Genomic DNA, 10,744 nt, shown 5'->3' on the forward strand with positions numbered 1-10,744 from the left:
GATTGAGGATGACAATGCAGCGTATTTTTATATAATTGGCGGTTATTGAAAATGAGTCTTAGCGACTGGCTTACCAATACTGTGAATTCATATTGTGTGGTGAGAAGTGATTAGTCGTAAGAGCAAACTGGACTGACAGGAATTTTATGCGCTCTATATACTGCGGAAAACTAAATAAGAGCCATGTAGATCAGGAAGTTGAACTATGTGGTTGGATCAATAAACGTCGTGACCTTGGCGGCCTAATCTTTGTCGATTTAAGAGATAGAGAAGGGCTTGTGCAAGTGGTATTCGATCCTGAAGTGGAAGGCTTAATGGATAAAGCGAATACGTTGCGCCAAGAGTTCTGTGTTCAGATCAAAGGTGTTGTCCGTGCGCGTCCTGAAAGCCAAGTAAACAAAGACATGGCAACCGGTGAAGTTGAGATCTTAGGCACTGGCTTAACCATTATCAACCGTTCAGAACCATTACCGCTTGACTTCAATCAGCAAAACTCTGAAGAGCGTCGTCTTAAGTACCGTTATTTAGACCTACGTCGTCTAGAAATGAGCGATCGCATTAAAATGCGTGCGAAAGCGAGTAGCTTTGTGCGTCGTTTCTTGGATGAAAATGCATTCTTAGACATTGAAACGCCAGTACTAACGAAAGCGACACCTGAAGGTGCACGCGACTATCTAGTACCAAGTCGTGTCCACAAAGGCAGTTTCTATGCGCTACCGCAGTCGCCACAGCTATTTAAGCAGCTACTAATGATGTCTGGTTTTGACCGCTACTATCAAATCGTAAAGTGTTTCCGTGATGAAGACTTACGTGCCGATCGCCAGCCAGAGTTCACTCAGATAGATATCGAAACGTCATTTATGAGTTCAGACCAAGTTCGTGGCGTGACAGAAAAAATGATCCGTGAAATGTGGCAGTCTTTCCTAGATGTGGATTTGGGTGAGTTCCCTGTGATGCCATACAGCGAAGCGATGAGCAAATATGGTTCGGATAAACCAGACCTACGTAACCCGCTTGAGCTTATCGACGTTGCAGACATCGTAAAAGACGTTGAATTTAAAGTACTAAGTGGCCCTGCGAATGACGAAAAAGGTCGTGTTGCAGTACTATCAGTACCTGGTGGCGCACAACTTTCACGTAAGCAAATCGATGAATACACTAAGTTTGTAGGTATTTACGGTGCGAAAGGCCTTGCCTGGATGAAAGTGAACGACCGTGATGCGGGTATCGAGGGCGTACAGTCACCAATCGCTAAGTTCTTGAATGAAGAAGTGATCAATGCACTGCTTGAGCGCACAGGCGCAAACACAGGTGACATTATTCTATTCGGCGCAGACAAGCGTAATACTGTAAACGAAGCGATGGGCGCGCTACGTCTGAAGATTGGTCTTGATTTAGAAATCACAGATCTAACTAAGTGGGCACCACTTTGGGTTGTTGACTTCCCGATGTTCGAAGAAGACGACGAAGGTAACCTACACGCGGTACACCACCCGTTTACCGCGCCTAAAGGCGTAAGTGCTGCGGACCTTGAAGCAAATCCAGCAGGTACACTTTCTGATGCATACGATATGGTACTTAACGGCTACGAAGTCGGTGGCGGTTCGGTTCGTATTCACAACAACGAAATGCAACAGGCTGCGTTCAGGATCCTAGGCATTGAAGAGTCTGAGCAGCAAGAGAAGTTTGGTTTCTTACTTGATGCTCTGAAGTATGGCACGCCTCCGCACGCAGGTTTGGCATTCGGTCTTGACCGTTTGGTGATGCTACTGTGTGGCACTGACAACATCCGTGACGTTATTGCGTTCCCGAAAACGACGCAAGCGTCGTGCTTGATGACTGATGCGCCAAGCCCTGCAAACCCAGATGCGCTAAAAGAGCTTGCTATCTCAATAGAAAAGCAGTTAACAGAGCAAGGTGAAGGCGAGTAAGTTCGTCAACCTGATGTAAAAGAGGCGACTTAGGTCGCCTTTTTTGATCAGATGAACTAGCTTATAACTGGTAATCTATACAGTATTTTGGCATTATAACCAAAAAACCAAGAGACGATGCGTTTGGCTGTCATTTTAGGAATTGATCCGGGGTCAAGATTTACAGGCTATGGTGTGATTGCTCACCAAGGTGCAAAGTTCCAATATTTGGGGAGCGGTTGCATTAAAGTTGGTGAACATGACTTTCCCACTCGATTAAAAATGATCTATCAAGGGATCACACAGCTCATAGAGCAGTTTTCGCCGAGCGACTTTGCGATTGAGCAAGTGTTCGTTGCGCATAATCCAAGCTCAGCCTTAAAACTTGGTCAAGCGCGAGGTGCGGCCATTGTTGCAGCGACCATGCAGTCAGTGGTTGTGAGTGAATATTCGGCAAGGCAAGTTAAACAAGCCGTTGCGGGTACCGGTGGTGCAGACAAAGCCCAAGTACAGGAAATGGTAAAGCGCATATTAAAATTGCCAGGCACACCCCAAGCTGATGCAGCAGATGCGTTGGCGGTGGCGATTTGTCACGCGCACTCAAGGCAAAACTTAATAAAAATGGCAGGCGCAGCGCGTAAAACCGTAAGAGGAAGGTTGAGATAACGATGATAGGAAAATTAAGCGGAACACTGTTAGAAAAGCAGCCACCAGAGATATTAATTGATGTTGCAGGTATAGGTTATGAGGTACAAATGCCAATGACCTGTTTTTATGAATTACCGAGCGTGGGCGAGCCGGTTTCCGTATTTACTCACTTTGTGGTGCGTGAAGATGCGCAGTTACTGTTTGGTTTTAATACCAAGATAGCACGTGCATTGTTTCGCACGTTAATTAAAGCAAACGGAGTCGGTCCAAAGCTCGGACTTGCAATTTTGTCGGGCATGTCGGCAGAGCAATTTGTTAGCTGCGTGAATCATGGCGATGCAACGACTTTGGTTAAGATCCCAGGAGTTGGTAAAAAGACCGCTGAGCGCCTAGTGCTTGAAATGAAAGATAAGCTAAAAGACTTTGGCAATGACTTACTCACACCGTTTAGCGATGCCGCTGTACTTGCGCCGCAAGAGCATCCGACGGTAAGTGATACCCCAGCAGATGAAGCGATTGCAGCCTTAATGGCATTAGGGTATAAACAAGTTCAAGCACAAAAAGCGGTAAAAGCCGTAAACAGAGAAGGCATGACGACCGAGAGTATCATTAAAGACGCTCTTAAATCGATGATGTAACTATGATTGAAGCAGATAGATTAATTGAACCTGAGATCCAAGGTAATGAAGATTTAGTAGATAGGGCGATTAGACCTAAATTACTAAATGATTATACCGGTCAGCCGCATGTCAAAAAGCAAATGGAAATTTTTATAGCGGCGGCACGTTCAAGACAGGAAGCCTTAGATCACTTGCTGATATTTGGTCCGCCGGGTTTAGGTAAAACCACGCTTGCGAACATTGTCGCAAACGAGCTTGAGGTTAATATAAAAACCACCTCGGGACCTGTGCTTGAAAAAGCGGGAGACTTGGCCGCATTGCTCACTAACCTTGAAGAAGGGGATGTGTTATTTATTGATGAGATCCATCGTTTAAGCCCTCAGGTGGAAGAAATTCTCTATCCCGCTATGGAAGACTACCAATTGGACATCATGATTGGTGAAGGCCCTGCAGCACGCTCGATTAAACTGGATTTACCGCCTTTTACTTTGGTTGGTGCAACGACACGTGCCGGCTCATTAACCTCACCATTAAGAGATCGTTTTGGTATTGTGCAGCGCTTGGAGTTTTACTCGGTTGCGGATTTGTCTTCGATTGTAACGCGCTCAGCGCATCATTTAAATCTAGAGATCAGCGAGTCAGGTGCAACTGAAGTGGCGCGTCGAGCGCGCGGTACACCACGAATAGCAAATCGTTTACTACGCAGGGTAAGAGACTTTGCTGAAGTGAAGGGCGATGGCTCTATCACTGAAGAGATTGCACACTTGGCGCTGGATATGGTCGATGTTGATAAATGTGGCTTCGATTATATGGATCGCAAATATCTGCTGGCAATCATAGAAAAGTTTACCGGTGGCCCGGTTGGTCTTGATAACCTTGCTGCGGCGATTGGAGAAGAAAAAGAAACCATCGAAGATGTGATAGAACCATTTTTGATCCAACAAGGCTTTATTCAACGCACGCCAAGAGGACGTATTGTCTCTGATAAAGCCTATATGCATTTTGAGCTAAGCAAGCCAGAATAATCCAAGCTGGGTAACAAACACCTTTGTTCTTCATAGCCGAGTATTCACTCGGCTATTTCATTTCTACATTAGAGTTTTGCAAATCACGTTTGCATAAATCCATAATTTTGTATCAGCTCAATTCAAGCAAGACTCATTACCGCTGAAGTAATTTACCTGTGTGTTATACGTTGCTTAAACTATTTGTAGACTGCCTCGTCCTTTAAACCAAGTGCTAAATAAAAACCGCAAAATAATCGAGTGTTAAAGAAAACGAGGAGAGTAATAAGGGGCGTGCACCAAATTTCAGGCAAAAAAAAGCCCGCAAATAATGCGGGCAAAACAACAAGTTGAAGGAAGTAATCCAGGGAACAAGATGAGTTACTTTGGGTTTTATCCACAAAATGCATCATCTAAGCAATACGAAAAATCAGAATCCTATTGCAAGTAACTGTGCTTTGCTGAAACTTCAGCTGCTCGCTCAGTACAGGGTGTATATTAAAGAGGTTTTGGTTTTTCATCAAACTAGAAAAATTCTTTTTTCAGATAAAAAAAACTAATATCAGAATTTTTATTAAGGCTAAAAAGTGAGCTTAAATGTGGCGATGTATTTGTATAAGTTCATGTAAAATATGGGGTTGTATGTTAAATGCGCAAAATGTAAATATTAGATAATCTGTTGTTAATTGGTAAGACCAATCTGTTTTTTGAGGTTTTATTCTCTATTTGTGCATAAAACTCCTATTTTATGCAGTTTTGGGTCATATTTAGAGACTGTGATGGAGATTGCCGAATTTGCTTAAGTTTGGGTAAAGCAAAGGGAGTTACACTGTTTTGCTCTATTTATCGTCAAATACAATGAATTCGCAGTATTGAGATTGTAAGGTATTTGTAGTGTGGTTAAACTAGCTGAACCTTTTGGTAGTAAATCTAGTCTATCTCTAGATATTGCTCAGTAGAGCGCAAGAATATAAATGGCTACCATTGCCGAAACACTTTTGGGAGTATAATAACGTGGAATCGGGACTAAATTTTGTCGATCTAATTTTAAAAGCCAGTTTTTTGGTACAACTTGTAATGTTGACCCTGGTGGGATTGTCTATTGCTTCTTGGGCAATTATTTTTCAACGTAAAACTGTCATTTCTCAAGCCCAAAGCCAATCAAAGAATTTCGAGCAAAAATTTTGGTCCGGTATGGATCTTAGCAAACTCTATAATGAAATAGCTGCAAGGGCTGGTAGTGCAACAGGGTTAGAAGCGTTATTTGTATCCGGCTTTAAAGAATTTGCAAAGCATAAAAAAGGCAATATCCAATCTCCTTCGATTGTTGTTGAAGGTACTCACCGTTCAATGCGTGTCGCGCTTTCTCGTGAAATTGAAAAGTTAGAATCGAGCCTCTCTTTCTTAGCGACAGTTGGCTCTATCAGTCCTTATATCGGTCTATTTGGTACTGTTTGGGGGATCATGAATGCTTTCATCGCGCTTGGCGAAGTGAAACAAGCGACACTGCAAATGGTTGCACCAGGTATTGCTGAGGCGTTGATTGCAACAGCCATGGGTCTGTTTGCGGCAATTCCAGCGGTTATGGCGTATAACCGATTTGCCAAAAATGTAGAAAAGCTAGAAACTCAGTACATTAACTTTATGGAAGAGTTCGCTAACATTCTTTATCGTCAGGCTGCAACACAAGTAGAGGCAAAACAAAATGTATCAGCGTAAGAGACGTCGTCCCGTCGCGGAGATCAACGTCGTTCCTTATATTGATGTTATGTTGGTGCTGTTAATCATTTTTATGGCAACGGCTCCACTTATCCAACACGGCGTAAAAGTAGACTTACCTCAGATGGAAGAGTCTGAATTGGTTGAAACCAAAGACTCGCCACCGATTATTGCAACCATTGATGCTGAAGGTCGCTATTTTGTTACTGTCGGTACCGATCCTGAAGCACCGATGGATGCCGTAGAAGTAGCTGCGGTGATTAAACTAAAGTTAGAACAAAATCCAGATACTCCTGTGATGATCAAAGGTTCAGGCAGAGTGTCATATCAAGAAGTACTCTATTTAATGGACTTCTTGAAAAAAGCGGGTGTTCCTTCTGTTGGCTTAATGACTAAATCATTTGAGGATGAGTAATGAGTTCATTATCTAGCAGCGTAGTTAAGTCAGTATTGCTTCATGGCGCGATTGGCGGTCTGCTATTTGCTACGGCAAATTTTCAAGTTGAAACACCTACTGTGATGGAAGTCACCTTAAATCCACAGCAGAAAGATCAAAAGCCTGAAAGGGCGGTTTCTGCAGTGTCGGTTGATCAGCAAGCGGTTGAGAAAAAGATTGCTGATTTAAAAAAGCGTGAAGAAGAAAAGCAAGCTGCTGAAGATCGCCGTATTCGCGATCTTGAACAGCGAGCACAGCAAGCCAGAAAAGACCGTGAAGCCGAAGCTCGGCGCATAAAAAAGCTGGAGCAAGAGCGTCAAGCTAAGTTGGAAGAGACTCGCCAAGCTGAGGCGCAAGCTAAACGCGCTCGCGAAATTGAGAAAAAGCAACGTGAACAGGCTGATAAAGCGAGAGCTGAAAAAGCCGCTGCGGAAGAAGCTGCTAAAAAGGCTGCTGCCCAACGCCAAGCTGAGGAAGATCGCTTAAGAAAGGCCGAAGAGGCGAGGAAACGTCGCGAAGCTGAGGAAAAACGAAAAGCTGAAGAAGCGGAGCGTCAACGTCAAAAGGCACTTGAAGAACAAATGCTGCGTGACCAGCTTGCCAAAGAGCAGGCAGCAAGAGCTAAGATCCGTCAACAGCAAGTATTGAGCGAAGTGGATAAGTTTAAAGCGCTTATTATGCAACGCATTCAAGCAAACTTGCTTATTGATGAAACAATGAAAGGTAAACAATGCCGAGTAAACATTCGTCTTGCCTTCAATGGCCTTGTGACGCATGTAGAGTCATTGGGTGGCGATAAGCTTGTATGTGAAGCCGCTATCCGTGCTGTGAAAATGGCAGATACTTTACCTGTTTCTAAAGATAAAGACGTGTTTGAACAGCTTAAGAATATCAATTTAACAATTAAACCAAATTTTTAAAGGACGAACATGCTAAAGAAGTTCACAACCTTATTGCTGGTTTTTACTCTGGGTGTTTCACAGTTTGCGCAAGCCGCACTTGAAATTGTGATAACAGAAGGGGTAGACAGTGCTAGACCCATCGCAATTGTACCATTTAAATATAATGGCACTGGTGAAATGCCGTCGAGTTTAAGTGACGTTATTTCTGCAGACTTGATGCGCAGCGGTAAATTTAAGCCTGTTGCCGAGGCTGACATGCCTCAATTACCAACAACTGACTCGGAAATCGACTACGCTGCATGGGTCGATGCAGGGGTTGAAGCGGTAGTTGTAGGCACCGTGACCCAGCAATCTGCTGGACGTTACTTGGTAAAGTATGAACTGATTGACGTGATCAGAGCACAGCTGACCGGTGGTGAAACTCGCATAATGTCGAATGGTCGCTTAATGCAAAGCGACGATCATGTGCTTGAAGGACGCCAAAGTATTGTTAGCAGTACAGGCTTTAGAAATTACGCGCACCAAATTAGCGACGTAGTATATGAAGCTTTAACAGGTGAGCGAGGCGCATTTAGAACTAAGATTGCCTACATTATCGTGCGTGACGGACAGGATAAGCCATACCAATTAGTTGTTGCCGATTATGATGGTTACAACGAGCAGGTGTTATTGCGCTCAAAAGAGCCGTTAATGTCGCCTGCTTGGTCGCCAGATGCAAACAAACTTGCGTACGTGACTTTTGAAAATCGCCAATCCCAAATTTACATTCAAGATATCTATACAGGAAAGCGTGAACTGATCACTAGCCATCCAGGTATTAATGGTGCGCCACAGTTTTCTCCTGATGGAACTAAATTACTTGCGGTACTCTCTAAGGACTCAGGTGGTGCGACAGAAGTTTATCTAATTGACCTTAAAACTCGTCAAGAAACACGCTTAACTCGACACCGTAGTATAGATACTGAGCCTTCTTGGCACCCAAACGGTCAAGAAATTGTGTATACATCTGAAAGGGGTGGTAATGCTCAGATTTATAAGTTAAATTTAAAAACTGGTAGGTCTAAGCGAGTGACGTTCGACGGCGACATGAACTTAGCAGGTTCGATCACACCAGATGGAAAGCGTCTGATTATGGTTAACCGCACGCTTGGCCGTTACCACATTGCGAAAAAAGAATTAGATTCCGGGCTGTTTCAAGTTCTCACTCGTACGAGATTAGATGAGTCTCCGAGTATTGCACCAAATGGCTCGATGATAATATACAGCACCTTGCACAATAATAAGCAGGTATTGGCATTGGTGTCTATGGATGGTCGTTTTAAGGCAAGGTTACCTGTCTTGGATGGCCAAGTTAAGGCACCAGCCTGGTCGCCGTTTTTACAGTAATTTTGCTGGTTAGATTTATAAAGATATAGGAATATACTCGATGCAACTTAACAAAACTCTAAAAGCCTTAATGGTCGCGTTGCCAGTGATGACACTTGCAGCATGTAGCTCATCTTCAAGTGTTGACGAGGGCGCGGCGAGCGAAAGCAATCAAGCGGCAACCAATCAAGATAATAACACTGTTGACGTAAACACTATTTCTCGTGAGAAATCAGCAGAAGAAAAACTACGAGAGAAATACGAAGCACTACGTCAAGAACAGATCGTATACTTCGATTTCGATAAATCTACTATTCAGAGTAAGTACGCCGAATTACTTCAAGCGCACGCTGATTTCCTAGTGAAAAACCCAAGTGTGAAAGTACTAGTAGAAGGTCACGCAGACGAGCGTGGTACGCCTGAGTACAACATCGCGCTAGGTGAAAGCCGTGGTAAGGCAGTAGCTAAGTACCTTCAAAGCCTTGGTGTTTCTGACAGCCAAATTTCTGTAGTGAGCTACGGTGAAGAGAAACCTTTGGTGAAGTCACGTACAGAAGAAGCATTCGCTAAGAACCGCCGCGCGGTATTGGTGTACTAAGAAAGAGTTATTATGAAGCCGAATACTATTTTGGCAGCATTCTTACTCATGAGCGGGAGCGCCCAAGTTTGGGCTGCTCCCGCTCCTGTTTCAGAAGCTGCAAATTCAAATCAAACACTGGAAGAACGTGTCTCTCAACTTGAGAGTATGATGAGAACTCGCAATTTGCTACAGGCTGAGTTACAGCAACAACTTAATCTGCTGCAAGAAGAAGTAAGCCAAGTACGCGGTGTGACGGAAGAGCAAAGCTATAAGCTTGAAAAAGTGCTACAACGTCAACGTGAGCTGTATCAAGAGATTGAAAATCGCGTTAGCCAAGCTTACGACCAGTCAAAAACAACTGCTGCGGTAACGCCAGATGTCACGCCCGAACAAGCATTTAGCAGTAATCTATCAGAGAATGAAGCGTACGACCGTACTGTAAACATGATAATGAAGGATAAACGCTACGATGCGGCGATCCCTGAGTTTCAAAGTTTCTTGCAGCAGTATCCAAACTCAGTATATGTGCCGAACGCGCATTACTGGTTAGGTCAGCTATTCTTAATAAAATCTGACGATGGTAAAGCTAAGTCTCATTTCGCAACCGTTGTTGATAATTTCCCTGAATCGAATAAACGTCCAGAAGCGATGTTAAAGCTGGGTACTATTATACATAAACAGGGACAAGCAGCAGAAGCGAAGACACTCCTTAATAAATTGATTAAAGAGTATCCAAGTACGACGCCTGCAAAATTGGCAACAGAGCGTTTAGCGAAGATGTAGTTATCACTTTTTGAGCTGAGTGCCTTAAAATTAGGCGCTTAGTCATAAAAAGTGAAAAAAACTAGCTATTTCAGTTGCACTCAAAATTTAAATAAGTATTATAAGCGCCCGCAGCAGGCGATTGGTAACAAAAAACTGCTGCGTTAAGTGGGTCATTAGCTCAGTTGGTAGAGCAGTGGACTTTTAATCCATTGGTCGATGGTTCGAGTCCATCATGACCCACCACTTATAAGCTTTAGAATTCATGTTTGAGCGGGTCATTAGCTCAGTTGGTAGAGCAGTGGACTTTTAATCCATTGGTCGATGGTTCGAGTCCATCATGACCCACCACTTATAAGCTTGCGAATTCGATTTTGAGCGGGTCATTAGCTCAGTTGGTAGAGCAGTGGACTTTTAATCCATTGGTCGATGGTTCAAGTCCATCATGACCCACCACTTATAAGCTTGCGAATTCGATTTTGAGCGGGTCATTAGCTCAGTTGGTAGAGCAGTGGACTTTTAATCCATTGGTCGATGGTTCGAGTCCATCATGACCCACCACTTAATAAGCTTGCGAATTCGATTCTGAGCGGGTCATTAGCTCAGTTGGGTGAAAAAAAACCGAAGTATCGCTTCGCAGCTTTTTGAACGCGAGTCAGGACGACGAGCCGGAACACCTCTTCAGGATGAATTAATGGCACTTTTAATGCTTGAGCGGGTCATTAGCTCAGTTGGTAGAGCAGTGGACTTTTAATCCATTGGTCGATGGTTCAAGTCCATCATGACCCACCACTTTAC

10 protein-coding genes and 5 tRNA genes are annotated in these 10,744 nt (G+C 43.7%); all 15 read left to right on the top strand.

The features are described from left to right. Window positions 1-146: 146 nt before the first annotated feature. Complete coding sequence (gene aspS, locus L3V43_RS10430; RefSeq protein ID WP_102057037.1) at window positions 147-1,931, top strand: aspartate--tRNA ligase; 1,785 nt, start codon at window positions 147-149, stop codon at window positions 1,929-1,931. Between the two features lie 123 nt (window positions 1,932-2,054). Then, the gene (gene ruvC, locus L3V43_RS10435; protein ID WP_010605128.1) at window positions 2,055-2,576 is read left to right on the top strand and encodes a crossover junction endodeoxyribonuclease RuvC; all 522 of its coding nucleotides are present in this window, start codon (window positions 2,055-2,057) and stop codon (window positions 2,574-2,576) included. A gap of 2 nt (window positions 2,577-2,578) precedes the next feature. Beyond that, window positions 2,579-3,196 carry a Holliday junction branch migration protein RuvA gene (ruvA, locus tag L3V43_RS10440; RefSeq protein WP_010605127.1) on the top strand — a complete coding sequence of 206 codons (618 nt, stop codon included), beginning with the start codon at window positions 2,579-2,581 and terminating at the stop codon, window positions 3,194-3,196. Between the two features lie 2 nt (window positions 3,197-3,198). Then, window positions 3,199-4,203, top strand: a complete 1,005-nt coding sequence (gene ruvB / locus L3V43_RS10445) for a Holliday junction branch migration DNA helicase RuvB (RefSeq protein WP_010605126.1) — start codon at window positions 3,199-3,201, stop codon at window positions 4,201-4,203. A 993-nt stretch (window positions 4,204-5,196) separates the two neighbouring features. Next, a complete protein-coding gene (tolQ, locus tag L3V43_RS10450) occupies window positions 5,197-5,901 on the top strand; it encodes a protein TolQ (RefSeq protein ID WP_010605125.1) in 705 nt (234 codons plus the stop codon). Beyond that, window positions 5,888-6,316, top strand: a complete 429-nt coding sequence (gene tolR, locus L3V43_RS10455) for a protein TolR (RefSeq protein WP_010377593.1) — start codon at window positions 5,888-5,890, stop codon at window positions 6,314-6,316. Before tolQ ends, tolR begins: the two co-directional genes overlap by 14 nt. Continuing rightward, complete coding sequence (gene tolA / locus L3V43_RS10460) at window positions 6,316-7,257, top strand: cell envelope integrity protein TolA (RefSeq protein WP_010605124.1); 942 nt, start codon at window positions 6,316-6,318, stop codon at window positions 7,255-7,257. Before tolR ends, tolA begins: the two co-directional genes overlap by 1 nt. Window positions 7,258-7,266: 9 nt before the next feature. Continuing rightward, on the top strand, window positions 7,267-8,625 hold the full coding sequence (gene tolB, locus L3V43_RS10465) for a Tol-Pal system beta propeller repeat protein TolB (RefSeq protein ID WP_010605123.1): 1,359 nt from the start codon (window positions 7,267-7,269) through the stop codon (window positions 8,623-8,625). Between the two features lie 40 nt (window positions 8,626-8,665). Continuing rightward, entirely contained in the window at window positions 8,666-9,202 is a 537-nt protein-coding gene (gene pal / locus L3V43_RS10470; protein WP_010605122.1) for a peptidoglycan-associated lipoprotein Pal, read from the top strand. A 12-nt stretch (window positions 9,203-9,214) separates the two neighbouring features. Then, a complete protein-coding gene (gene ybgF / locus L3V43_RS10475) occupies window positions 9,215-9,967 on the top strand; it encodes a tol-pal system protein YbgF (RefSeq protein WP_102057035.1) in 753 nt (250 codons plus the stop codon). A gap of 149 nt (window positions 9,968-10,116) precedes the next feature. Beyond that, window positions 10,117-10,192 (top strand) — tRNA-Lys (locus tag L3V43_RS10480). 29 nt (window positions 10,193-10,221) lie between these two features. Continuing rightward, window positions 10,222-10,297 (top strand) — tRNA-Lys (locus L3V43_RS10485). A 29-nt stretch (window positions 10,298-10,326) separates the two neighbouring features. Next, window positions 10,327-10,402: transfer RNA gene (locus L3V43_RS10490), tRNA-Lys, on the top strand. A gap of 29 nt (window positions 10,403-10,431) precedes the next feature. After that, window positions 10,432-10,507: transfer RNA gene (locus tag L3V43_RS10495), tRNA-Lys, on the top strand. 155 nt (window positions 10,508-10,662) lie between these two features. Next, window positions 10,663-10,738: transfer RNA gene (locus tag L3V43_RS10500), tRNA-Lys, on the top strand. Window positions 10,739-10,744: the final 6 nt, after the last annotated feature.

It is taken from the genome of Pseudoalteromonas sp. L23, assembly GCF_021728455.1.
Lineage (GTDB): Bacteria > Pseudomonadota > Gammaproteobacteria > Enterobacterales > Alteromonadaceae > Pseudoalteromonas.